The organism is Helicobacter sp. 13S00482-2, from assembly GCF_002272795.1.
Lineage (GTDB): Bacteria > Campylobacterota > Campylobacteria > Campylobacterales > Helicobacteraceae > Helicobacter_J.
In genome coordinates this window covers 24,451-50,269 of the sequence record NZ_MLAT01000012.1, presented here as the reverse complement: position 1 = coordinate 50,269, position 25,819 = coordinate 24,451, and the positions used below count along the sequence as shown (strand labels likewise).

Annotated in this window: 25 protein-coding genes; 15 read left to right on the top strand and 10 right to left on the bottom strand. The window is 34.1% G+C overall.

All coding sequences use genetic code 11. The features are described from left to right. The coding region (locus tag BKH42_RS06580; RefSeq protein ID WP_143428579.1) for a hypothetical protein at positions 1-1,588 on the bottom strand (1,588 nt) is incomplete at its 3' end. A gap of 458 nt (positions 1,589-2,046) precedes the next feature. Here BKH42_RS06580 and BKH42_RS06575 point away from each other — a divergent pair. From BKH42_RS06575 to BKH42_RS06540, 8 genes are all read left to right on the top strand, one after another. Continuing rightward, positions 2,047-3,027: a phosphatidylglycerol lysyltransferase domain-containing protein gene (locus BKH42_RS06575; protein WP_095295826.1), complete on the top strand. Its 981-nt coding sequence runs from the start codon at positions 2,047-2,049 to the stop codon at positions 3,025-3,027. Continuing rightward, positions 3,027-3,506, top strand: coding sequence for a GNAT family N-acetyltransferase (locus BKH42_RS06570; protein WP_095295825.1), 480 nt, complete (start codon positions 3,027-3,029; stop codon positions 3,504-3,506). The genes BKH42_RS06575 and BKH42_RS06570 overlap by 1 nt, the downstream gene beginning before the upstream one ends. Positions 3,507-3,579: 73 nt before the next feature. Further along, positions 3,580-4,089: a DUF302 domain-containing protein gene (locus BKH42_RS06565; protein ID WP_180674007.1), complete on the top strand. Its 510-nt coding sequence runs from the start codon at positions 3,580-3,582 to the stop codon at positions 4,087-4,089. A 425-nt stretch (positions 4,090-4,514) separates the two neighbouring features. Continuing rightward, positions 4,515-5,561, top strand: a complete 1,047-nt coding sequence (recA, locus tag BKH42_RS06560; RefSeq protein ID WP_095295823.1) for a recombinase RecA — start codon at positions 4,515-4,517, stop codon at positions 5,559-5,561. A gap of 10 nt (positions 5,562-5,571) precedes the next feature. Beyond that, on the top strand, positions 5,572-6,852 hold the full coding sequence (gene eno / locus BKH42_RS06555; RefSeq protein WP_095295822.1) for a phosphopyruvate hydratase: 1,281 nt from the start codon (positions 5,572-5,574) through the stop codon (positions 6,850-6,852). Continuing rightward, a complete protein-coding gene (locus BKH42_RS06550; protein WP_095295821.1) occupies positions 6,849-7,109 on the top strand; it encodes a hypothetical protein in 261 nt (86 codons plus the stop codon). The genes eno and BKH42_RS06550 overlap by 4 nt, the downstream gene beginning before the upstream one ends. Beyond that, positions 7,106-7,699: an AMIN domain-containing protein gene (locus BKH42_RS06545; RefSeq protein WP_180674006.1), complete on the top strand. Its 594-nt coding sequence runs from the start codon at positions 7,106-7,108 to the stop codon at positions 7,697-7,699. Before BKH42_RS06550 ends, BKH42_RS06545 begins: the two co-directional genes overlap by 4 nt. Beyond that, positions 7,700-8,179, top strand: a complete 480-nt coding sequence (locus tag BKH42_RS06540; protein WP_095295819.1) for a shikimate kinase — start codon at positions 7,700-7,702, stop codon at positions 8,177-8,179. It begins immediately after the preceding gene. A 7-nt stretch (positions 8,180-8,186) separates the two neighbouring features. Here the strand turns inward: BKH42_RS06540 and BKH42_RS06535 are convergent, their stop codons facing one another. Together BKH42_RS06535 and BKH42_RS06530 are read right to left on the bottom strand one after the other, a co-directional pair. Next, on the bottom strand, positions 8,187-9,479 hold the full coding sequence (locus BKH42_RS06535; protein WP_095295818.1) for an outer membrane family protein: 1,293 nt from the start codon (positions 9,477-9,479) through the stop codon (positions 8,187-8,189). Between the two features lie 26 nt (positions 9,480-9,505). Beyond that, complete coding sequence (locus BKH42_RS06530) at positions 9,506-10,900, bottom strand: outer membrane family protein (RefSeq protein ID WP_095295817.1); 1,395 nt, start codon at positions 10,898-10,900, stop codon at positions 9,506-9,508. Positions 10,901-11,799: 899 nt separating this feature from the next. Between BKH42_RS06530 and BKH42_RS06520 the strand changes: the two genes are divergently transcribed. Beyond that, positions 11,800-12,060, top strand: coding sequence for a hypothetical protein (locus BKH42_RS06520; protein ID WP_095295815.1), 261 nt, complete (start codon positions 11,800-11,802; stop codon positions 12,058-12,060). Positions 12,061-12,397: 337 nt separating this feature from the next. On the opposite strand, the gene ligA is transcribed toward BKH42_RS06520, so the two are convergent. Continuing rightward, the gene (gene ligA, locus BKH42_RS06515; RefSeq protein WP_095295814.1) at positions 12,398-14,371 is read right to left on the bottom strand and encodes an NAD-dependent DNA ligase LigA; all 1,974 of its coding nucleotides are present in this window, start codon (positions 14,369-14,371) and stop codon (positions 12,398-12,400) included. A 116-nt stretch (positions 14,372-14,487) separates the two neighbouring features. On the opposite strand from ligA, the gene BKH42_RS06510 reads away from it, so the two are divergent. From BKH42_RS06510 to ppa, 4 genes are read left to right on the top strand one after another with little or no spacing between them, the layout of a single operon-like run. Beyond that, on the top strand, positions 14,488-15,432 hold the full coding sequence (locus tag BKH42_RS06510; protein WP_095295813.1) for a chemotaxis protein: 945 nt from the start codon (positions 14,488-14,490) through the stop codon (positions 15,430-15,432). Positions 15,433-15,457: 25 nt separating this feature from the next. Continuing rightward, positions 15,458-17,206 carry an aspartate--tRNA ligase gene (aspS, locus tag BKH42_RS06505; protein WP_095295812.1) on the top strand — a complete coding sequence of 583 codons (1,749 nt, stop codon included), beginning with the start codon at positions 15,458-15,460 and terminating at the stop codon, positions 17,204-17,206. Positions 17,207-17,227: 21 nt separating this feature from the next. Then, entirely contained in the window at positions 17,228-17,800 is a 573-nt protein-coding gene (locus BKH42_RS06500; RefSeq protein ID WP_095295811.1) for an adenylate kinase, read from the top strand. Positions 17,801-17,809: 9 nt separating this feature from the next. After that, positions 17,810-18,328, top strand: a complete 519-nt coding sequence (gene ppa, locus BKH42_RS06495; protein WP_095295810.1) for an inorganic diphosphatase — start codon at positions 17,810-17,812, stop codon at positions 18,326-18,328. A 42-nt stretch (positions 18,329-18,370) separates the two neighbouring features. Here the strand turns inward: ppa and folE are convergent, their stop codons facing one another. From folE to BKH42_RS06470, 5 genes are read right to left on the bottom strand one after another with little or no spacing between them, the layout of a single operon-like run. Then, a complete protein-coding gene (folE, locus tag BKH42_RS06490) occupies positions 18,371-18,916 on the bottom strand; it encodes a GTP cyclohydrolase I FolE (protein WP_095295809.1) in 546 nt (181 codons plus the stop codon). Next, complete coding sequence (htpX, locus tag BKH42_RS06485; protein WP_095295808.1) at positions 18,917-19,843, bottom strand: zinc metalloprotease HtpX; 927 nt, start codon at positions 19,841-19,843, stop codon at positions 18,917-18,919. A gap of 50 nt (positions 19,844-19,893) precedes the next feature. Further along, entirely contained in the window at positions 19,894-21,042 is a 1,149-nt protein-coding gene (truD, locus tag BKH42_RS06480; RefSeq protein ID WP_095295807.1) for a tRNA pseudouridine(13) synthase TruD, read from the bottom strand. Beyond that, positions 21,042-22,070 (bottom strand): alanine racemase, encoded by a 1,029-nt coding sequence (locus BKH42_RS06475; RefSeq protein ID WP_095295806.1) that lies wholly within the window; start codon positions 22,068-22,070, stop codon positions 21,042-21,044. The genes truD and BKH42_RS06475 overlap by 1 nt, the downstream gene beginning before the upstream one ends. Before the next feature lie 29 nt (positions 22,071-22,099). Continuing rightward, positions 22,100-22,414 (bottom strand): c-type cytochrome, encoded by a 315-nt coding sequence (locus BKH42_RS06470; protein ID WP_095295805.1) that lies wholly within the window; start codon positions 22,412-22,414, stop codon positions 22,100-22,102. 378 nt (positions 22,415-22,792) lie between these two features. Between BKH42_RS06470 and rpsB the strand changes: the two genes are divergently transcribed. Continuing rightward, positions 22,793-23,590: a 30S ribosomal protein S2 gene (rpsB, locus tag BKH42_RS06465; protein ID WP_095295804.1), complete on the top strand. Its 798-nt coding sequence runs from the start codon at positions 22,793-22,795 to the stop codon at positions 23,588-23,590. After that, entirely contained in the window at positions 23,591-24,658 is a 1,068-nt protein-coding gene (gene tsf / locus BKH42_RS06460) for a translation elongation factor Ts (RefSeq protein WP_095295803.1), read from the top strand. 80 nt (positions 24,659-24,738) lie between these two features. On the opposite strand, the gene hemW is transcribed toward tsf, so the two are convergent. Further along, a complete protein-coding gene (hemW, locus tag BKH42_RS06455) occupies positions 24,739-25,812 on the bottom strand; it encodes a radical SAM family heme chaperone HemW (protein WP_095295802.1) in 1,074 nt (357 codons plus the stop codon). Between the last annotated feature and the right edge of the window lie 7 nt (positions 25,813-25,819).

The following is a 25,819-nucleotide window of genomic DNA, read 5'->3' as shown; positions in this document are numbered from 1 at the left end:
CATTTAAGGTGGATTTATTTCTAAAGGTCACGTTGGTGAGGGCATGATTGGCAGTGCCATTTGTAGTTGTGATAGCTGAAGTGCCATCAATGATGTCTCCATTCATGGTAGAAGCATTGAAGTTAAAGGACGCCCCGATGGAGTCGTTTCCAACGTTTGCTGGTACCCCTGAATAATTATGATACAGACTACCATTTAAGGTGCTTTTTGTAAAACTAAGACCTTCTCCTGATCCAAAATTTGATTTTATCCAAAGAATGCCTCCATTGATGGTGGAGTTATTAATATAAGAGGAACTAAGGAGTGTTCCATAGTAGTTCAAGATCGCCATCTTCGTGGTAAGTTCTTTGCCAAGAGGAGAATCAATGGCACTTATTTTAACATCCCTACCATTCCAGATGCTATCAGAGATTTTCAGTTCAGAGGTATTATACGCATCAGAGTCAAAATGTCCATTGATAGTGGAGTTATTGGTTGCTGTTACGTAGATATTCGCACCACTAGAGAACATAGCGATGGAATCTTGGTCATCAAGTTTCCCTATGGTGCTATTATTTAATACGAGATTGGCACCACCCCCACCAGTGGAGATAAGCTTATGAATATAAGATCCATTATTTAAAGTGATATTTTTTACATTCGTTCCTCCCATCACATTGATGTTGTTCATTGAGGAGTTGTTATTTAATGTGATATTGGTCTTAGTGGCTTGGGTATAGACATCAACGTTGAGATTTGAGCTATTTAGCGTAACATTATCAGTTCCGTGCAAGAAGGTGAAATTGGTGATTTGATTGCTAGTAGGATTGATTTTGGATCTAGTGAAAGTAAAATTTATCACCGAGGCTGCATTTCCTCCGATGTCTTTGAAAGATCCATTCCAGATAGCATCAGTAAATTTAACATCAAGTGTGCCCCCTGTATTTAAGATGATGTTTCCATCTAAAGTGGGGGTGGATTTGGTATTATATTTATTATCAAAATAAACACTATTAGTAGTTCCACCATTGATATTGACATCTCCTTTCATTGAGCTAGAATAAAAGTTCAAAGCGTTGGTATCTCCTCCTGTGATATTGACATCTCCATCAACAGAACTTTTTTGAAAATCGAATTGACCTAAACTCCCACTGATGAGTGAAGTGATTTTAGAATCTTCGATGTATGAAATTAGACTTGAGCTATCTTTCTTAAACAGTAAGACTGGAGCGTTGATAGAGTAGCCTTGCATTTGGAGATTGGTGATGTAACCTCTAAAGTTCTGCAAGGGGCTGACTGTTGAAGCATTTTTGACTTTGATGTGATCATACGGTTTAACAAGACCGACTCTTGTGTAGTGCAAAGCAGATCCATCATCATCAGTGATGAATCCAAGATGACCACAATTCTTATCAGTAGGACAAGCACCTGTATCAAAGGTAACAGCTTGCATCCTAAGAGGAAAAAACACTCCAGCTAGAGTTAGACTTAAAACAAGTGATTTGGTTTTAAAAAATGAGAAGAGAGTATGGTTTGGGAAATTTTGAGACTTTGGAAATGGATGATGGGATTTTTTAGAGATGAGTTTTTCTGATGCCCCCCCCCCCATTGCGTTTTAAAAGCAAAAAATTGTCATTGTTCATAAGATGTCCTTTTTAGATTGTTGTTTGACTCGGAGGTATTATATCTCATAAAATTCAATATTTGGTACAATAATTTTTAATTTTTATAAAGAGTTTTACTATAGCATATCTGATTTGCCCTATATGAGTGCTATAACGCAAGTTTAATGTATATAGTATTGTTTATTTTATTTGTGATTTTATTACTTGTATTTTTTGTGCGAAGGGCTTGTGGTTGGTAGCTATCTTTGTCATCTATGAGATGGGACTCAATGTGATGATATATTTTGATGTATTAAATTTCTCAGGGTTTTTGTAAGGCATATGAAAATAAAGATGCAAAAAGGGATGTTTGTATTGGTGAAAAAAATACTTGAAACTAGGAGAATTAAAGTGAAGATTAAGGAGTATAATTTCGCCTAAAATTTAAATAAAGGCTTTTATTATGGCGACAATAAATATCTTGGAATATAGGCTTAAGCCTTTTGTATTGGAAACAAAAAAGATTATGGAGGAGTATCTACAAAAAACACAAGTGGATGTGAGTGATTATTCTTTTGCTGCGAACTATATATGGCTCTCACGAACAAGTGGTTTTTATGAAATCATTGATGATACATTTTGTTTGTTTGTGATGACAGGAGGGGAGCTTTCTATGTTGCTCCCACCTCTTGGAAATTCAAGAAATTCTTATAATGCTATTTTTAAATGCTTTGAGATCATGAATGAAAATAATTCCTCAAATTATTACTCTAAGATTGAGTATGTTTGTGATGAACTTTTGGAAGGTTTTATTACTTATAGCAATGAAGGGGAGGTGATTTTTTCATCATTGGAAAATTATGTGATTGAAAAAAAGCTTGTGGATTATATCTATAAGACAGATGATCTCATCGAGCTCAAAGGCAATGCCTATCATGTGAAGAGAAATGAAATCAATAAGTTTAAAAAGGCGTACCCTGATTTTAAGATAGAAACTCTAGATCCTGATATTCATACAATCCCTATCAATAACCTCTTCAATAAATGGGTGAGTGATCGTATCAAGTATATGCCTAAAGAGGAAGTAGATAACTTTATGGATGGGATTTATCAAGAACGTCTTGCGGTTAAAAGGGTATTGCAAGATTATCAAGCACTTGGATTGGTTGGACTTGTTATTTATATTGGAGATGAGCTCAAAGGTTTTACAGTTGGCGAACAGGTTAGGGAAGATACTGCGAGTGTATTGATCGAAAAGACTGATTTTGAGGTTTTGGGTTGTGCACAGTTCATATTTAGAGAATTTTGCAAGGTCTTGAAGGATAAGTATAATACTGAATATTTAAATGTCGGAGATGATATGGGATTTGAAAATCTCAAAAAGGTAAAGATGTCCTATCGACCTGAAAAATTGGTTCCAAAATACACTATTTATCAAAAATAATGATTACAAAAGCTAAAAAAGAGGACATAAGAGAACTTTATAGACTTGAGGAGGCTCTTTTTACTCCTGAAGAAGGAAGATTCACTCGCTCGGTTTTAGATTATCACTTTAGGCTGGATAATCGTATATTTGTGCTTTGGGAAGATGGATATATTGCAGGATATATTCTGGTGATAATGTATGCTAAAAGTGCTAGGATATACTCTCTTGCCATAGATTGTAGATATCAGGGCAGGGGATATGGAAAGCGACTTTGTGAGTATGCTATAGGGTTGGCTTTAAAGAAGTCCAAAAAATCTATCTCTTTAGAGGTTCGATCAAGCAATAAAAAGGCAATTGCCTTGTATGCTTCATTGGGTTTTAAGGTTTGGAAAATCTTGCCATTGTATTATGGTAATGAAGATGGTATCAAAATGAGAAAACAGTTCAAAAATGAGAAAACAGCTCATATGTTAAAGAGAAAATATCAGGATTTGTAGATTTTGTTGTTTCAGCAATACTTCTGCATTTTTACTCTAAAATGCGGGTATATTTTAAAAAAAAGAGGTTATGATGAAGTTGATTTTATTTATATTATTGTCAATAGGTTTTGTTTCTATCGCAAATGCAAAGGAGGTTTTGGATATAAAAAATCTTCATGTGAATCCTAAAAATATTAGTCAGTATGATGCTAGATATTTTAGTTTGAAAAAGAGTGATTATGATTTTGCCACTACACTTGAACGCGCCAAAGATCTCATCAAAAAGCAAAAAATCAAACTTTTTGCTATCTTGGATCATTCAAAAGCTGCTAGTGAATTTGATAAAACGCTTCCTCCTACGGTTGTGATTGTTTTTGGAAATCCAGCTGTGGGAACAAATGTGATGAATGCACATCCTAATATCGCTATTGAGTTACCTATGAAGGTGTTGATATATCAAAGAGATAAAGATGTTTTTGTGGGATATTTAAGGCTTGATTTTTATCCAAAAGGTTTGGGTTTTGGTGCTGATGATTCTTTTATAAAAGCCACGCAAGAAGCTTATGAAAAATTCACTGATGCCATCACTAAAATGCATTAGAAATATCGATAATTCTGCTATTGAAGTGAGAGGATTTGGCATCATAAAATACCTGTAAAATCACTAGATACAACAGCTAAAAGTGCTAAATTTGGCTAAATAGGTAAAAATGCAGGTGTTAAAATAAATATATTGGTAAGGATACTAAATCTATCTAGATGGAATATTAAAAAGCTTGAAGATGGAAAGTCTAATACAATAGGGTTGTTTATTTTAAGCACTAAGGGCTTGGCGTTATTGCCTTGATGGTGTGAAATTTTGCTTTAGGTATTGCTATTTTGATTTTATGGAGGTGGGTTATTTGGATTGATATTTTTGGATTTTGATGTAAAGTTCCAAAAAATCCAAAAACTAAGTTAATTTTAGTTAAGACTTAGATAGAATTCAAAGCATATCAAACTATGAATTTTCAAAAAAGGAATCTGATGGCGATGGATGAAAAAAAGCAAAAAGCAATTGAGTTAGCACTCAAACAAATCGACAAGACATTTGGAAAAGGTGCCTTAGTGAGATTGGGTGATAAACAGATAGAAAAAATTGATGCTATTTCGACAGGTTCATTAGGGCTAGATATGGCACTTGGAATTGGTGGAATCCCTAAAGGTAGAATAATCGAAATTTATGGACCTGAATCTAGTGGGAAAACCACGCTTAGTCTTCAGATTATTGCTGAATGTCAAAAAAATGGGGGTATTTGTGCATTTATTGATGCAGAACATGCTTTAGATGTTTATTATGCTAAAAAACTTGGGGTGGATACAGAAAATTTACTTGTCTCTCAGCCTGATAATGGTGAACAGGCTTTAGAGATTCTTGAGACACTCACTCGAAGTGGGGCTATTGATCTTGTGGTCATCGACTCTGTGGCTGCACTTACTCCAAGAGCAGAAATAGAAGGTGAAATGGGCGATACTCACGTGGGATTACAAGCAAGACTGATGAGCCAAGCGTTGAGAAAAATAACAGCTATTTTGCATAAGATGAATACGACTTTAATTTTTATCAATCAGATTCGTATGAAAATAGGTCAGATGGGTTATGGTAGTCCAGAGACTACTACTGGGGGGAATGCGTTGAAGTTTTATGCGAGTGTTCGTATCGATATTAGGCGTGTTGCTACCTTGAAACAAAATGAACAGCAAATAGGAAATCGTGCAAAAGCAAAAGTTGTGAAAAATAAAGTCGCACCACCTTTTAGAGAGGCTGAGTTTGATATTATGTTTGGAGAAGGAATCAGCCGTGAGGGTGAGATTATTGATTATGGTATCAAGCTTGATATTGTCGATAAAAGCGGTTCTTGGCTTAGTTATGGGGATAGAAAACTAGGGCAGGGGCGTGAAAACGCTAAAGCTTTGCTCAAAGAAGATAAGGCTCTAGCTACTGAGATTATCTCAAAAATAAAAGAACAGATCGGTTCTACAGAAGAAATTATGCCTCTTCCTGATGAACCTCTTGATGAAATGTCTGAATAAGGAGTTCTAAATGGTTTATATAGAAAATATTTATTCTAGAGAAGTTATTGACAGTAGAGGGAATCCAACTATCAAGGCTAGTGTTGTTTTAAGTGATGGCACTATTGAGTCTGCTATCGTGCCTAGTGGTGCAAGTACAGGAAAAAGAGAAGCTTTGGAGTTGCGTGATGGGGATAAGTCTCGTTATTTGGGTAAAGGTGTTTTGAAGGCTTGTGAGAATATAGATACTGTGATTGCAGATGCACTTATTAATAGCACTCCTTTTGATCAGGGGCACATTGATGGGTTGCTTAAAAGCGTTGATGGTACAAATAATTATTCAAATCTTGGAGCCAATGCAGTATTGGGGGTTTCAATGGCAATAGCTAGAGCTGCAGCCACTTCTTTGGGTATGCCACTTTATCGCTATATTGGAGGTTGTAATGCCATTACAATGCCAGTTCCTATGCTTAATATCATCAATGGTGGTGCCCACGCTGATAATACGGTAGATTTTCAAGAGTATATGATTGTTCCTTTTGGGTTTGATACTTTCAAGGATTCTTTGAGAGCTAGTGCGGAGGTTTATCAGCATCTTAAGAGTATCTTAAAGGATACTAAGCATATCACAAGCATAGGAGATGAAGGTGGTTTTGCCCCAAATCTTAAGGATAATACTGAGCCGATAGAGATTATCTTGAAAGCGATTGAAAAAGCAGGATATAAGCCTGGTGAAGAAATATCTATTGCCTTAGATGTTGCTAGTAGTGAGTTAGTGCAAAAAGATGGCTTGTATAATCTAGCTGGAGAGGGGAGAAAAATCAGCTCTCATGAGCTTGTTTCTTATTATGAAGAACTTGTAAGGAAATATCCTATCGTGTCAATTGAGGATGGACTAAGCGAGGATGATTGGGATGGTTGGAAATATCTGACGGAGCGATTGGGGGATAAGATACAGTTGGTTGGAGATGATTTGTTTGTAACCAATAAAGATATTTTAAGACATGGCATTGATCAAAATATTGCCAATGCCATACTCATCAAGCCCAATCAAATCGGAACAGTGAGTGAAACCATGCAGACTGTTGCACTTGCACAAAGAAATAATTATAGATGCGTTATGAGTCACAGAAGTGGGGAGAGTGAAGATGCGTTTATAGCTGATTTTGCGATTGCATTAAATACAGGAGAAATCAAAACTGGCTCAACTGCGAGAAGCGAACGTATAGCAAAATATAATCGTTTGTTGCAGATAGAGTCTGAAGTTGCTTATACTGAGTATGTTGGCAAGGAACTTTTTAAAAATAAATGATAGATAGCAATGATAAGAATGCTTATGCCAAATTTGCAAGGTTAGTTTATGTTAATCGTGCCATTATTATTAGTTTTCTTGTGTTGATGGGATTTGGTGCTTATATGGCATATCTGCTTTTTGGGACGAATTCACTTGAAGTCCTACTTCAGGTGAGAAATAAACGAGATTCGCTTGAAGATGTTGTACATACATTGCAGTATAAAAATTCCAAACTTCAAAAACAACTTTTTGAACTCAAAGGATTGGAACCGTGAAAAAAATTATTGCTATATTTTTTATTTTTTGCATTCTTGTTGGTAGAGAAAACCCTTTTGAATCTGTTGTTAATCCGAAAAATAGCTCTGAAAATGAGATTCAAGATTCAAAAAAATATTTTGAAGCATTTGATTTCAAATTGCCTACTACTGCGAGAATTTTAAAAGGGGTGAGTGTTATCTATCAAAACATTGATGGTTCTATTGAGACAAAAACTTTTGATATTGATAGGAGTATAGATTGGCATTATCCTTTGAGTTTTAGTCAAAAAAGTGCTTTTGTTTCGGAAGAGACAAATTATTACACCATCAAACCATTTGAATTCTTTATTCAAAATGATAAGCTTTATATTCATACCACTGAGAATATTCAGCGTAGTTTTATTCTTCCCACTCCTTATCGAATTGTTATTGATATAGATAGAAAAAATCCTAATGTCAATCAAAGTATCGATATTGCAAAAAAATATTACAGCAAAATTTCTGTAGGTACGCACGAAAATTTTTATCGTATTGTCATTACCTTAGATGGTCAGTATAGATACAAGATAGATAAAGAAGATCAATATTATATTGTTAGTGTAAAGTAAGTGAATAATATTGTAATTATAGGTTTTATGGGGAGTGGAAAAAGTTTTGTAGGTAGGGAACTTGCAAAGCATACACACAGGTTTTTTATTGATAGTGATGTACTTATTAGCAATCAGGAAGATTGCAGTATTTCAGATATATTTAGCTTAAAGGGAGAAAAATACTTTCGTGAGCTAGAAGGGGACTTTATAAAATGGGCACAAGGAAGTCTTTTTAATGCCATCATTGCTACAGGTGGGGGAATGCCAATATTCAATCCACTCTCAGGGCTTGGAAAGGTAATCTATCTGGAAATAGACTTTGATGCAATTCTTAAGCGTTTAGATCCTGAGCAGATTGCCAAAAGACCTTTGTTTCAGAATCTATGTGAGGCTAGATACTTGTATGAAGAACGGAAAAGTATTTATGAAAGAGTTTCGGACAAGATTATCAATGCCAATGCTCCTATAGAAGAAATCATTAAAAATATCTTGAATTGAGTGTCACTTAAAAGCTATGAGTGATATGCATCATCAAGTGACTTCTGTCTGAAAAATTTTCAGTTTTAAGAGGAGCTGTGGATCCGATTTGATAACCTTGATGCGTATTCACTTGCATATATTCTAGTTTGAATCCAGCATTGATTTTTTTATTAAAATCATAGTCTAGATATAATGCTAAGCTTTGTTCATCTGCCCTTGGAGAACTTGTGAGACGACCTAAAATTTTCCAATTCAGTTTATCTAATGTTTGCCCAACATATAAAAATCCACTCAAGGCATCCTTTCCGACCATATTTGAAAGCGAAGGGCCAAAATCATATACACTTCCTGTCCAAATATTATATGTTATAGGATCTCCATATACTCCAATCCTACCATTTGCATTTCCAAAATTTTTATAGATCATGGCTCCAAAGTTATAATTGTCATAATAAAGCTGTTCTCGTATGAATAGACTTTGTGCATTTTTTCCAAGCACTTCATTGAATGCTATTACATCTAATGTGCTAGATGAAGTATTTGAATAAAATGGAAAAAGCATTACAATTGTTGTTTTTGATCTAAAACCAACATTTTTAAAATCGGGATTTGTATCATAAGTGATATTGAATCCAGGAGCATTCATGCTATTTGGAATATAGTAATAATAAGGCGATATGCTCAGTCCATATTTGGAAAATTCAATCCCACCAGATACTAGGGGTTCTCCTTGTGTATAAAAACGTCCATAATCCCAAAACCAATCATTATATGCTGAAGCCCTAGCATCAGAGAACATTCCCCAGATCTTAAAATTTTCGTATTTTCCATAGAACTCACCCCCTTGATTAAAGGCGGTGAACCAGTCTTGAGCACTTGTTTCATATCTTCCAAGTTTCAAACCAAAAAATCCTTCATAATCGTAGTTAATGTATGCATTATGAACCATAAAGAATCTTGGAGATTGGACTTCTAATCCACTATGTCCTGCCCAATATCCTATGTATTGAGTCCCAAAATCATAAGGATAGCCTTGTCCTTGACCTTGATGAATAGTGGAATCATAAACGAGTGCATTGAGCATTCCGCCAACAACAATATCTAAACCTTGTGTGATATTTTTGAATTCAAAATTCATTTCACCAAGTATGCTTGTATAGCTATCTGTAGGATATATATTGTTTGTAGGATCGTATTTTCTACCATCAAAGCCAATTTTTGAAAAGGCACTTGCACTGCCTGTGAGATCAAAGTCAAAGCCATAAAATGAAGTGATAAACATCCCACAAAAAAATGCTGTCTTTAAAATCTTCCTCATATATATATTTTCCTTTAAAATGAATATCAAAAGCTGTGTTTTATGTATGTAGATATATAACTTCTATCTTCTCTAATATCTTGCTTGAGATAGGTTTGATAAACTTCATAACCCTTCTTGGTAATATCATCAAAATATGTAAGATTGATACCTATGCTTAGTTTATTGGGAAAAAGATAGTCCATATTGATAGAAAAACTCTCTTCATTGCTTCTAGGACTTATGGTATAACGATTGAGCATATTGATGTTGAAATTTTGATATTGAAGTCCATAAAAAAAGATATTATTGAATGCATCACTTGCAAATATTGCGTTGTTTGCCGTTCCTCTATCATAGATAGTGCTATCATTTAAATCTATTCCTATAGGATTACCCCAACCCCCTACAAATTCATTGGGGTTCCCAAAATTTTTGTATATCTGAAATCCAAAATGATGTCTTAAAGAGTTTTTGGAGATTTTAAAAAGCTGTTTTAAATACACGCTTTCGCCACCTTTTTCTACTAGCCTTCCTTCATATCCATATAAATATGGATTTTTTGGATTCACAGATGGTGAAAATACTGATCTATCTCCATTGTCATAAACAGAAAATCTATTTTGTGCTCCAAGTGTGTGATGCACGAACATTGGTAAAAAATCAGTTTGGAACTCTATGGGAACATCTCCAATAAAAAAAGTCACATTATAGACAAAATGTAAAGCTGTCATCACATATAGATTTGGTTGAGATTGCACATAAGGAGTGAAACTCATATGAGAATTTTTGATTTTTATTCCAGCTGCAATGGTAGGAATAGGGCTTGAATTCAAGAATTTAAAATCTTTGAGCCATTTGCCCCCTAGGGAAGATTTTTTTTCAGTTATAACTCCCCAAAAATCATTACTCCATTCACCAAAATTGGCCTTTAAATGAATTTCTCCACCTTCTTGATTCCCTGTGAGCCAATCTGTATTTTTAAATAAGAATCTTCCAATCTTGAAACTAAAAAAATCATTTTCATATCCTATATAGATATTAGAAAAAAAATAATCTTTCGTGTTTTTTCCACTGGCTTTTTCTTTGCCATTTTTGCCTAGATAATAGCCAAAATATTTATAGCCAAGTCCATCGGGATTTACTAGATTGCCCAATGTATCCCTATCTCGTTCTGTAGAATCATAAACTAGCCCACCAAAAGCAAACCCAATACCCATATCAAAATTACTATCAGTATGAAATTTCACATTGGGTGTGGCATAAAGAATTGAAAAACTATCTGTGGGATATCGACCCATAGCCTTATCAATACTCACGTGGTTGAATCCGATTTTAGAATAATTGGCCACATCTCCAGAAAAAGTGTAATCAAATCCAAATCCCAACTCAAATATAAAAAAAAGTAAGATTAAAAATTTCTTAAGAAGCATTTTTATCATATTCCCCGCTAGTTTGATTGAAATCTTGGAATTGTATCACAAACTTCCTTTAACACTAAAATCATCATCAATCAAGCCTCTATACTATGCATAAATGCTTGTTTAAATTCATTTTGGATTGGCTTTTTGTCAATCCATCTTGAATCTAGGACTACAAAAAAGACAAACTTTGGTATCAAAATAAAAAACAACCCCATATAAAACTCTACAAGTTAATGCTCCCACTTAGATTGATCGTGGTTTGCTGCATGAGAAAGATGATGAAAACATTCAAGATGTTGAATGTTTTCATGAGGCTTACAAGTAAGTAAGGCTAGGGGATATAGCTGAATCTTTCAAGGGATTTAAAATCACAAAAGCTGATTTTAATTGATGGATTTCCTTGTGCTATATACGCTAAATATAATTTTGTGATAAGAGGGTATTTTGCATTATTTTTAAACAAACAACAGAGACATCCAAGTCTATTGAATATTGGTGATATGGTATTTGTGTGTTTTGGAGAAATAAGGTGGGATATTGGAAAATATGCTACATCTATAGGAGATAAATAACTTGCATAGGTGATGATAATGCATTTTTTTCTCCGAGAGAAAATCTCAATCCTATTTTTATAAGCTATTGCCTTAATATGGGAGGTTTTAGGCAGATTGATGCATTAAGGACAAGGAAGATTGATTATGCATATACATTCAAAAGATTTAAACAATGTACGCATATTCCTCCCTTTTCTTCCTGAACAAAAGACCATTGCATCAGTACTCACTTGCTTTAGACTCAGCAATACAAGCATTACAAAAAATCACTTTTCTGTAAAGAGTTGCAGAAAAAGCCCTGATCCAAAGTTCGTTTTTATGGTTTTCATGAGATTTGCAAGGAACTAAGGCTAGGGGAGAGATATGGGTGAAATCTATATAGGATTATCTGGAAAAATAAAAGAGGATTTTGGTTTTGATTTGCCATTTATAACTTATATGAATATTCTTTTACTATCCAAGATTTCAAAAGATTGTATGGATTATGTAACGTTTAATCTAGGTGAAAACAAAATATCCTCAAGCATGATGATATATTTTCACTACATCATCTCAAACGCCTCAAGAGGTTGGAATATTATCGGTATTGTTATTTCAGCAAGAGGCGCAAACATATCTAAGTAATTTTTATTTTGGTTTTAGATTGCATAACCTTGAGAGCTTACTGCGTGTTTTGTGGCTTTTTGGTTGCGTTAAAATCATATACGATTGTTTTTATTTATTTTAGCTCAAGGTGCTATCAGATTTAATTTATCAAAAAATAACCCAATGAAATTTAATATCAATATCCCAGAGACCAAAGAGAAAAAGCCATTGCAGAGATTCTATCTATTTTAGATGAGGGTATTTCACTCCTTTAAATAAAAGCTTATTATTTAAAGAGTAAAAAAGATGCTTGATAGGGGAGTGATTGAGTGTTAAGAGGGGCTTGAAGCTAAAGAAGGTGCAATCTTAAGAATTTTCAATATTGAACCTCTTCTTTTTTTAACATTTCTATTAGTTCTGTTTCATTGATTGATTCTACCATCAAGGTATTTGCCTTTTCAAGCTTACTCCCAGCATTTTCTCCATAGATGAGCAGATCTGTTTTTTTACTCACGCTTGAAGTCATTTTCGCTCCCAATGATTCAAGTAAAGCACTGATTTCTTCTCTAGGTTTGCTTAAAGTCCCAGTAAGTACGATAGTTTTGTTTGTGAATGCTGAGATATGAGAAATACTTTTCTCAGGCTCGATGGGATCTATGATTTCAAAGAGTTTTTTTATGAGCTCTTTATTGACGATACCAAAATCAACGATAGAGTTTGCCATTTCATTTCCAAGACCATCAATCTTGCTGATTTCTTCTGCTGGAATTTCAAAAATTTTACGCCCAAAGCTGATAGCTAGTTTTTTGCTTGCACCTTCTCCGATGTGTTCAATCCCAAGAGAGTTTAAAAGTCTCCATAGCTGGATATTTTTGGTTCCCTTGATGGACTCAATGAGATTTTTGGCCTTTTTTTCTTGCCACCCTTCAAGGCAAATCAAATCCTCCACCCCTATATGATAGAGATCCAAAATATTTGAAATGATTTTTTTTTCAAATAATTGATCCACTATTTTTTGACCCAAACCTTCTATGTTTAAGGCTTTTCTGGAAGCAAAATATACGATAGATTCTTTTACTCTTGCCTTGCAGGATAGATTTTGACAGCGTATAAAAATCTCTTCAACTAATACCTCACTTCCGCATTCTGGGCAGTGTGTTGGTTTGTTAATATCAATTTGCTTGCCATCTCTAAGCTCGATTATAGGCTTGATGATTTTAGGGATTACATCTCCACTGCGAATAATGATGACTGTATCATTTATCTTGATATCTTTTCTTTGTATCTCTGAATAGTTGTGCAACGTCGCCCTAGATATCATAGCTCCTTCTATCTCCACAGGCTCTAGTTCTGCCACAGGTGTGATAACTCCACTTCTACCTACTTGTGGTTTTATGGCCAGAATTTTAGATGTTTTTTCTATCGCAGGGAATTTATACGCACACGCAAATCTAGGAGATTTGATGGTAAAACCCATTTGTTTTTGAGATTGCAGTGAATCCACCATGATAACCATTCCATCTAGCATTATGGAATAATCTTGTCGTTTTTTTATTAGATCTTCATAGAGTGCTTGAATTTCAGCTTCATTTTTGCATAGGGTTATAAAAGGCGTTCTATAAAAACCATAATTTAAAATAGTGTTTAAAAGCTCATAGAAACTACCTGTTTCAAATTCATTTTTGCCCATACCCCAAGGGACGAATTTTAATTTTCTTTTTGCCGTGATTTTTGGATCAAGTTGTCTTAAACTTCCTGCGGCTGCATTTCTGGGATTTGCAAAAATATTTTCATTATTGTTAAGTCTTTCTTTGTTGATTTTTTCGAAATCTTCTCTTGTGATGACAACTTCCCCTCTTATCTCGATGGGTTTTTTATAAGGAATCTCAAGCGGAATGGATTGAATGGTTTTCGCATTTTGTGTTACAAGTTCTCCTTGTATCCCATCTCCTCTTGTGGCAGCACTCTGTAATATACCATCATCATAATATAGATTTAAAGATGCTCCATCAAATTTGGGAGAACAGGTGAAATTAGCTTGTGGATAGTTTTTGTAGATTCTATTTACCCATTCTTCTAGTTTTGTGGCATCAAATACATCATCTAAACTCCACATTCTCTGAATGTGTTTGTATTTCTCAAACCCCTCTAAGAGTTTATTTCCAACTCTTTGGGTGGGTGATGTTGAGATGATTTGATTAGGATTTTTTTCTTCGTAATCTTTGAGCTGGTGATAGAGAATATCATATTGTTCATCTGTTGCTATAGGATCATCAAGTACGTAGTAATGATAAGCCATTTTTTTGAGTAAATCGGTGTTTTTTTGGTAACTTTCAAAATCTTCTATCATATTGATACCTCATTTTTGATGAAATCAATCTATTTTTGGGTAATATTATAGCACTGATTTGACTTGTTTGGTTTGGATAATTAAACCAAAAGTTTATTAAAATTCAAGGAATTATCTTGATAAGTGATATTGATAGAACTACTTCGCTACATCTAAACAATGAAGTCCAATTTTTATGTTTCACTCTTGATAAAGACAATCATTCAGAGTTGTATGCAATGAATGTGTTTAAAATTCGTGAGATTATTTATTATAACGGAGACTTCACAGAGACTGTGGGCGAAAATGATGGGATGATGATAGGATTTTTGACTGTTAGAGGGGAATCTATACCGCTTATAGATATGAGGCGTTGGCTACACTACAGTTCTCAGGAACCAAAACGGGATTTAAGACCTTATTCTATTGATTCACAAAAGAGTCTTGTGGTGATCTGCAATTTTTCAAACTATACTGTAGGTATTAAAATTCTGAGTGTGAAGCGTATCATTCAAAGAAATTGGTCAGAAGTGAGCGTTGGTAGTGAATATGGTCTTGATGGCAGTAGCAAGGTCACTGCTACAACAAAATATGATGATGGTTCTGTTATTCAAATACTAGATGTGGAGAGAATGATCGCTGATGTTTTTCCTATGTTTGATAATTTTTCAAATCTGAACTTGCAATCTTTAGAGATAATCCATAGCGATAAAATTATTTTACTCGCTGAAGACTCAAAATCAGCTGCCAAATCTTTACAAAAAATCATTGAAAAATTAGGACTCAAATATTTCACATTTCCAAATGGAAAAATGCTTTTGGATTATGTGTTTTCAGAAGCTTCAATTGATCATATTGGGGCAATCATTACAGATCTTGAAATGCCAGTAATATCGGGTTTTGAGGTACTAAAATCTATCAAAGAGAACCCACAAACTAAGGATATTGCGGTGATTGTGAATTCTTCAATGAGTAGTGATTCTAATAAGCAAATGGCACATACTTTACACGCAGATGGTTTTATCACTAAATCAAATGGGGATGAAATAGAAGAGTTGTTACGAAAATTTTTGGCACATTAAATTAAATAATTTAGAAAGGAAGAGAATGCGGACACATTTATGCACTGACTTGGATGAAAAAGATATTGGCAAAGAAGTTGTTTTGTGTGGTTGGTGTAATACTTATAGAGATCACGGAGGAGTTGTTTTTATTGATCTTCGGGATAAAAGTGGATTGATACAGCTTGTTTCTGATCCAGCAACTCCAGCACATTCTATAGCAACAAATGTGCGTGATGAATATGTTCTTATTGCTAAAGGAAAGATTAGATCAAGGGGGGAAGGGCTCAGCAATCCAAAATTAAAAACAGGTAAAATTGAAGTTATTTTGAGTGATTTGATTATTGAAAATAAAAGCCTAACTCCTCCTATAGCTATTGGTGATGAAAGCGTGAATGAAGACTTGAGGCTTAAGTACAGATATTTGGATTTACGTTCTAAGAAATCATATGATGTATTCAAAACTCGTAGTGATGTGGCTATGACCACTAGGAACACACTGACAAAGATGGGTTTTATGGAAGTAGAAACACCCATACTGTCAAAAGCCACTCCTGAAGGAGCGAGAGATTATTTGATTCCAAGCAGGGTAAATGATGGGAAGTTTTTTGCGTTACCACAAAGTCCTCAACTTTATAAACAGCTTTTGATGATGAGTGGATTTGATAGATACTTTCAGATCGCAAAATGTTTTCGAGATGAAGATTTGAGAGCAGATAGACAACCAGAATTCACTCAAATTGATGTTGAGATGAGTTTTTGTTCTCAAGAAGAAGTGATGGAGGTGGCAGAAAATCTCATCAGGGATATTTTTAAGGTTGCTTCCATAGATGTGCAAATTCCTTTTAAACGCATGAAGTATTCTCACGCAATGGAATCTTATGGTTCAGATAAGCCTGATTTAAGATTTGATATGCCTTTAGTTGAGGTTGCTGATTTATTTGTTGATTCTAGCAATGAAATATTCAAAAGTATCGCTTTAGATACAAATAAAAATCGTTTTAAGGCATTGAAAGTTGATGGAGGGGATGAATTTTTTACTCGTAAAACTTTGGGAGAAGCTGAGGAATTTGTTCGAAAGTTTGGCGCCAAGGGTTTGGCTTATATTCAAATCAAAGAAGATGGCGCAAAAGGTCCATTAGTGAAATTCATATCTGAAGAAAATCTAAGAAAACTAATACAGAGACTTGAAGTAAAAGTTGGAGATATTATTTTTTTTGGTGCAGGAGATAAAAAAAATGTATGGGATTACATGGGGAGGCTACGTCTGAAAATTGGTAAAGATATGAAGCTTTATCAAGAAAATGACTTTAAATTTTTATGGGTTGTGGATTTTCCTATGTTTGAAAAAACTGATGGACGTGCTTATGCTCTTCATCATCCTTTTACGATGCCAAAGAATTTAGATAAAGAAGATATTGAAGAAATAGAATCAATCGCTTATGATGTTGTTTTAAACGGCGTTGAGCTTGGTGGTGGGAGCATCAGGATACATAAAGAAGAAATACAAGAAAAGGTATTTAATATTTTAGGAATTTCACAATCAGAAGCCAGAGATAAATTTGGATTTTTACTTGATGCATTGAGTTTTGGAGCACCACCACATGGAGGATTTGCTATGGGACTTGATAGGATAGTAATGTTATTAACGAATTCTAGTAGTATTAGAGATGTTATCGCATTTCCTAAAACTCAAAAAGCGACTTGTCCTCTTAGCGATGCACCAAGTAGTATAGATGAGGAACAATTAAGAGAACTTCATATTCGCTTAAGAAACCCAAGTGTCAAAAACTAAAGTATTTCAAAAGGAGAAAAAATGAAAAAGTTATTTTTAATTATCGGGGCTCCAGGAAGTGGGAAAACCACCGATGCAGAATTGATAGCAAAAAATTGTAGCGATAAAATTGCACATTATTCTACAGGAGATCTTTTAAGAGCAGAGGTAGCAAGTGGTAGCGAACAAGGAAAACTGATAGAAAGTTTTACTAGCAAGGGTAACTTGGTTCCCCTAGATATAGTAGTTAGCACCATTATTGCAGCTATCAAAAGCACCACTAAAGAGGTCATTCTTATTGATGGCTACCCAAGAAGCGTTGAACAAATGGAAGCACTTGATAATGAATTAAAATCTCAAAGTGATGTTTCTTTGGTGAGCGTTATTGAGGTGAATGTTAGCGAGAGCGTAGCTCGTGATAGGGTTTTAGGAAGGGCAAGAGGAGCTGATGATAATGTGGAAGTTTTCAATAATCGAATGAAAGTTTATACAGATCCATTAAAAGAAATTCAAGAGTTTTATGTCCAAAAAAATATACTCAAAAAAATCAATGGTGAGCGAAGCATTCAAGAGATTGTAAGCGAAATGCAAACATTTATTCAATCAAAAATATAAGGAGTGAAAATGAATATATCAAAAATACCATTTGGAGAAAACCCTGATAAGGTAAATGCTATTATAGAGATTCCCTATGGATCTAATATTAAGTATGAAGTAGATAAAGATAGTGGTGCAGTGGTTGTAGATCGGGTGATGTATAGTGCAATGTTCTATCCAGCTAATTATGGTTTTGTGCCTAACACGCTTAGTGAAGATGGAGATCCAGCTGATATTTTAGTGTTAAATGAATATCCACTTCAAGCTGGAAGTGTCATTAAGGTTCGTTTGATTGGTGTTCTTGTTATGGAAGATGAAAGCGGTATGGATGAAAAGCTTTTGGCTGTTCCTTTGAGTAAAATTGATCCTAGATATGATGATATTAAAACATTAGCCGATTTACCAAAGATCACTTTAGATAGAATCAAAAATTTCTTTGAAACTTACAAGATGCTTGAACCAAACAAATGGGTAAAAGTAAAAGATTTTCAAGATAAAGCACAAGCACAAGCCATATTAGAGAAAGCTATCAAAGCAGTCAAATAAGAGATACAAGCCCTCCTTATGGAGAGTTTGTGAAAATATATTTTAAGATTTTAGAAGTTGCATGAACTCCGATCTGGTTTTAGAATCGCTTTTAAATAGCCCACGTATAGCACTGGTATTAATTTTTGCATTTTGTTTCTGAACTCCTCGCATACTCATACATAAATGCTTCGCTTCGCACACTACCATCACACCTTTTGGTTTTAAAACTTCCATAATTGTGTCCGCTATTTGCGTTGTGAGTCGTTCTTGTATTTGAAGTCTTCTTGAGTAGATCTCTATTAATTTCACCAAACCACTGATTCCAGCTACATTTTTATCTGGTATGTATCCCACACTTATATGACCAAAGAATGGAAGGATATGATGCTCACACATTGAATAAAATTCAATATGTTTTATCATCACCATCTCATCACAAGCACCTTGTCTAAACACATCTCCAAGTGCAGTTTTTGGATCCTGCGTGTAACCGCTGTATAGAAAATCCCAAGACTCTTGAATTCTTGAAGGCGTATTTATAAGTCCTTCTCTATTTGCATCTTCACCAATTTTATTAAAAAAATAATTGAAATAATCTTGAGTCATCTATCTACCTAGTAATGATTTTATTCTGTTTTGAATGCTTGGATGGGTGCTGAAAGTTTCAGAAGTATTAAAAATATAGGCAGCCTTTCGAGTTGGGTTTGTATCTACTTCAGAGTAATCGGTACTAGCATAATCAGCACTGATTTTTTGTAATGCTCTTATCATGGGCCTGGCATCATTCATGATATAAGCAGCTCCACTATCTGCCATATATTCTCTACTTCGACTCAGGTACATTTGTAAGATAAGAGTAAAAATAGGCAAAATAAATTGCAAGATTAATAAGATTGTTCTAGCGGTATTAGCACCTTTTTCGCGATTTGATCCTAAAAATATCCACACAATAGAATTAGTAACTAAAAGCATGATATTACTCAATATACCCACACACATTGTGAGTCTTATATCTCCATGTCTGATGTGGCTAAGTTCGTGTGCCATCACTGCTTTAATTTCTTCATATTCAAGTTTTTTTATCAACGAAATAGTCAGTGCAATCAAAGAGTTATTCTCATTCCATCCGCTTGCAAATGCATTGATATATGGAGCATCTATGATATAGAGCTTAGGAATAAAAGTACTTCCTGATTCCCTAATGATATCTTTTAAAATACCATATATCCGTCGTTCTGTTTGATTCATTACTTTTGATGGATCTACTAGTTTGTATTCACTGCCATTAAGCACGATCTGTGTAAAATTCATGACGCAAATACAGATAATCAAGATAGCCGCTATAAGCATACATAGTGTGACAACTGGTATAATCTGAAATGTTAAGAGTTCTTTTAATGCTAAAAGGAAAGATGGGGCATTGATACGAACAATATCTACAAGTAGGCCAATAAAAACAAAGATCACAACATAGGTCATCAAAACGGCAGTTGTTTTGAGATGATTGCGAAATATGATTCTTTGAAAATTCATTTAGTTGCCTTTGAGTCAGATTAAATCCTCTTCATTATTGCAAAAGAATTTTAATCAATCTTAACATTTTGATGAGCAATCTCTTCAATAAGTGTTGTAGCATAGCTACCTTTTGGGAGAAAAAATTCAAGCTCTAACCAAGCATTTTCTTGAATGTAGTTGTATTTTAGGTTTTCTACCCATATCCATCCAAAACGCCTTGCACCTGGTGATTTTATGAGTTTGTCATCAAAACAAGATTCAATTTCTCTAGCTATTGAACTTGCATTTAAGACTTTTTCTCCGCTGAGCAAACCTGTGGGAGTGATGGTTTTGTTGTAAAAACGAGAAATGTCATTTTGTATTTCCAGTTCAAATGCCTTTCCATGCGGGTAATGGTGCATAATATCACCTTCAAAAAGCCTAAAAAAGAAAGGTTGATTTTTGATAGCTTTGATTTTTGCAATATCAAGTATTTTTAAACTCTGTATGCTTGAATGATTTTCAGATATATCAAACAAATTTTGCATTTGGAGTGCTTGAAGGATTTCCTGAGGCTCAAAACTATCGAAAATTTTACTGATTTTGAGGCGAAAACTAAGCCACTGATTAAACAAAAAGCTTTGATAAGCTGAAATGAGAAAATCATTCATTTTTCTATTTTTGAGTTTTAGTTCGCCTTGAATGATTTTTTTTCCCTCTAGAAAATTATCACCATCTTTTCCAAACCTCTGATATCCAAAGTAATTGGGTAGGCCATTTTTTTCGATTACCTTCAGGACAGAGTTTATTTTTTCAAAAATATTTGGAGTGATTTTTTTCAAACGAATGAAAAAGTTATTGCCCTTCAAATGTCCTATTTTTAATTTATTGTTGTGATAAGTGCTAGAGAGGATTTTGATATTTTTTGCTTCTAAAAGTGAAAGTTTAGAATCAAGATTTTGAGTGAATTTTTTATTGATAGAAATATATTGAGAGGTCATCGCATTTTTATCTTTTAATCCGCTATATCCAATTTCATTTGATTTGATTCCCAATATTGCGGAAAATATTTTTATCATTTCTAGAGTATTCAGGCCTTTTTTACGAACATTAAGGATGTGATGTTCTCCATCATTACTAAAATCATAAAGAGGTACTTCTCTGACGATAAAATCTCTTGGATTTTGTGAAAAGTAAAAATCAATGGGTGAGTGATTGAGTGAATAGATTTTATTCATTAAATAACAGAACGCTTGATAAAAGGAGATAGGTTTGTGAGGACTTCATAGGGAATGGTATCAAATATCTGTGCTATCGAACGTGCATCATCAAAGACGCAAACCCTTTGATTGCTCCCTTCACAAGAAAAACAATCCATCGAAGTTACTGGCAATATTGTGTAACCTTCAGCAGTTTTAACAGGAGCTTTATTCCCATTTATACGAAATAAGCCATCCCCATAACCCACATCATAAGTGCTAATAATCATATCTTTTTGTAATAAGGTTTTACCGCCATAGCCAATTTTGGTTCCTTTTTTTAATGATTGTTCGCAAATCTTATCAGCCCAAAGAGAGGCTACTGGAGAGAGTTTTTTACTCAATGGAATATCAAAAATATTGCCTAGATAGCCATATGCAGCAATTCCTATTCTTACCAAATCGTCTTCTATTTTTTCACTTCTAAGTGCCCCTGATGAACTAAGAGAATGAAATCTTGGGAGTTTAAAGCTTAATTTTTTGGATAAATATATGACTTCCTCTTTAACTTCTGAAAAAATCTTTTGAGCGTCTTGGAATGACTCATCTGTGGTATCTCCATAACCATTGTGTGTAAATACTCCCAAAAGAGTGAGTTTTCTTAAGAGTATCTTTTCGATAAACTCCTGTAGCTTTTCTCTAGGAATTCCATTGCGATTCATTCCTGTATTTACTTTGAGTTCCACACAGCGAGAGGGTTCTAGTAATTGGATGCCTTCCATTGAGTTAATAGAAGCGTGGATATTCCGTGGAGAAGTGCTACAGACCTGTCCATACAGAACAGTTATATGCTCAAATAAATGGATTACTTTTAACGCTTCAGCCTCATTTTTAACAAAGACATTCTTGATGCCATAAGCACAACCTAGTGTAGCAATTTCTTGGAGTCCATGGCCATATGCATTATCTTTTATTACTAAAGCCAATTTATTTTTATCACCGATGTGTTGTGCAATGACATCAAGATTATTTTTGAATTTTGTTGAGTTTATAAGTATTTCAGACATATTTGGTAGGGGGGGGGACCCCCATTGGACTATTTTTTTGAAGGAAGCTTACTAATATAATCAGCAAGAACTTCAATATCTGCTTCAGAAACATTTTTCATTTGGCTATACATAATTGCTTTTGCACCACCATTATCAGCCGTTCCAGCTTTGTAACCTTTGAGATCTTTCAGTAGTTTATCTTTTGATAAACCAGCGATAGTGACCCCACCTTTTGCTCCTGGAGCTACCTTTTGCCCATTTGCACCATGGCAAGCCATACATTTTTTAAATGCAGCGGGAGCTTGAGCAGCCATTGCTACGCTCATAGCACCTAGTAGTGTTAGAATGAGAAGTTTGTTCATCGTGTTTCCTTTTGTTTATCTCAAATTACCTGAAATCAAGCAACTTTCCTAATATTCTACAAGTTTTAAGCTTAGATAATCCTAATGCAAAAATAATAACACCTTAATGTCGTAATATTTATTGAAAATTTAATAATAAATATTTAAGGATATATTTTATTCATTTGATATTTTTGAGTTTTTTTGTGTCAATAATTTTTAGTAAAGTCGCTTCAAATAAGGTATATATTAGATTTTTTAGGTATAATGTGGCCTCATTTTCATTATAGCAATTGAAATGAAATAAGCTCACACACGTCAGTTCTCAAAAGGTTGCGGTTTTTTACCGTTTAATGGGCGTGGAGGCAGAAACTGATTAATCAAAACAAGGAGAATACAATGGTAACAATGAAAGATTTGCTTGAATGTGGTGTTCATTTTGGACATCAGACCCGAAGATGGAATCCAAAAATGAAGCGTTTTATTTTTGGAGTTAGGAAGAATATCCATATTATTGATTTACAAAAAACACTTAGGTATTTTCGATACACTTATAATATCGTTAGAGATGCTACTGCAGAAGGAAAAACGATTATGTTTGTTGGTACAAAAAAACAAGCCAATGAAACTCTTAAAGAATATGCAGAAAAAACTCAAGTTCCATACGTAAATTATAGATGGTTGGGCGGAATGCTAACAAACTTTAGCACCATAAAAAAATCCGTTAGAAAGCTTGAAATCATAGAGGAAATGGAAGCTAGTGGTCAGATTGATCTGCTTACAAAAAAAGAAAAACTTATGATTTTGAGAAAAAAAGAAAAGCTCGATAAATATCTAGGTGGTGTTAGGCATATGAAAAAAGCCCCAGATATGATTTTTGTTATTGATGTTGTAAAAGAGAAAATCGCTGTTGCAGAAGCTAGAAGACTTGGAATACCTGTTGTAGCACCTTTGGATACAAATTGCGATCCTGATGTGGTCGATTATCCAATTCCTGGAAATGATGATGCAATTCGTTCCATACAATTATTTTGTAAAGAGATGAGTGAAGCTATCATTGAAGGTAGAGAAATTGCAGGAAAAGATGAAATTCTTGAAGAAGTTCAAGAAAATGAACCTGCTTCAGATGAAGAAAAACAAGAACTTTTTGAGGAAGTTACTGCTGAACTCGCAAAAGAAATGACAGAAGGAGAATAAATGGCAGAAATCAATGCGCAACTTGTAAAACAACTACGAGAAATGACTGATGCTGGAATGATGGACTGCAAAAAAGCACTCGTAGAAACAGATGGAGATATTAACAAAGCTGTGGAGTACCTTAGGGAAAAAGGACTTAGCAAGGCTGCAAAAAAAGCTGATAGAATCGCCTCTGAAGGGGTTGTATCTATCAAAATTGCTCCTGATTTTTCCAAAGCTGTGATGATTGAGATTAATAGCGAAACTGACTTTGTCGCTAAGAATGATGGATTCAAAGACCTTGTAGAAAAAACTTCAAATCTCGCAAAAGATATGCCAACATTTAGTTTAGAGACTTTAGAGAAAAGTTCTATAGATGGGATGGGATATGGAGAATATCTAAAAACACAAATTGCTAAAATTGGTGAAAATATCGTTGTGAGAAGGATAGCTGGAATCAAGGCTACGGATAATCAAATTGTAAATGGGTATGTTCATTCTAATGGTAGAGTAGGGGTTCTTATTTCTGTTAGCTATAAAGATAAAAAAAATCTTCAAGCTTGTGCAGAATTTGTCCGAAATATCTGTATGCATGCAGCCGCTATGAAGCCTCAAGTCCTTGATTATAAGTCTTTTGATTTGGATTTTATCCAAAAAGAAAAGGTTGCTCTTATAGCAGAGATAGAAAAAGAAAATGAGGAACTCAAAAGACTTGGTAAGCCTTTAAAACATATTCCTGAATATATCAGTAGAGTTGAAATAACTGATACTGTTTTAAAAAATCAAGAAAATACCATCAAAGAAGATCTTAAAAAACAAAATAAACCAGAGGCTATTTGGGATAGGATTATACCCGGTCAGATGGAGAGATTTATAGCTGATAATACTTTAATAGATCAGAGAATGACACTCTTAGGACAATTTTTTGTAATGGATGATAAGAAAACTATCACACAGGTTATTGAGCACAAATCTAAAGAACTTGGCGATGAAATCAAAATTCTTGAATATATTAGGTTTGAATTAGGGGAAGGTATAGAGAAGAAAGTAGAAAACTTTGCAGAAGAAGTTATGGCACAGATGAAATAACTTTTTATCCACACACGATCATTATTATGGAATCATATCTTTGATTCCATAATAATCAATACCAAATTTCAACATAAAATTCACATAAGCCACAAGGCGATCTCATCAGCGATAAAGAAGTCCTTCGCTACCAATCTTTGAATCTTCTTTTGATTATAAAATTCTTCATTCAAATAACATTTATTTTCTTCAAGCAAGATCTTTATTTTTTCTTTTTTATTTTTTAACATTTCAATATCCACTCCTATCTCAGAACGCAGACCTAAAAATATTGCTTCAGTTTTTAAGTCTTCTTCACTCAGATATTCTATGTCTTTTTTTAGCGTATTGTTAATGTATTTTTGTATATTTCTTTGAGGATAATATCTCCTAAAGCCTTTTCTTCCAACAGCTCCAGCACCACATCCTATATATTCCTCACCTCTCCAATAAGCTAGATTATGTTTTACTTTGTAGCCTTTTGAATAGTTTGAAACCTCATAAATAGAGAATCCATAATCCACCAATGCTTCCTTTATTTCTTGAAAAAAAGATTTTTTTTGAGGATTTTTGTCATATATTTGTGCTAATTTGGAGTCCTTTTCGATACTTAAGCTATATGCAGATAGATGGTTGATGGGTAATTTAGAACTCATTTGTATTTCTTTAAAGATTCTATCTTTAGTGTCTTGAGGAGTGTCATAGATGAGATCTATACTGATATTTTCAATCCCACTTTGATAAATCACTTCCATACATTTATGAATATCCGCATACTTGTGTTCACGTTGCAAAAATAAAAGTTTGTCTTCAAAAAAACTTTGAACCCCTACGCTCATTCGATTCACTCCAAAACTTTTCATATCCTCACACCATTTTTTGGTAATGAGATCAGGATTTGCTTCTGTGGTGATTTCACAATTTTCTGATAATTTTGAATATTTATGGATGGATTCAAAAATCTCTCCATAAAGTTTAGAATCAATGCTATTAGGAGTCCCACCACCAAAAAATATGGAGTCAATTGTTTTTGTGTTTTGTTTGAGTGAATCAATGATATCTCTCTTGAGTGCCTTCATATATTCAATTTTATGATGATCTTCTTTGTCATAAGAGTTAAACGTGCAGTAACCACATTTACTACTGCAAAATGGAATGTGAATGTAAAGTATCATAGTTTCA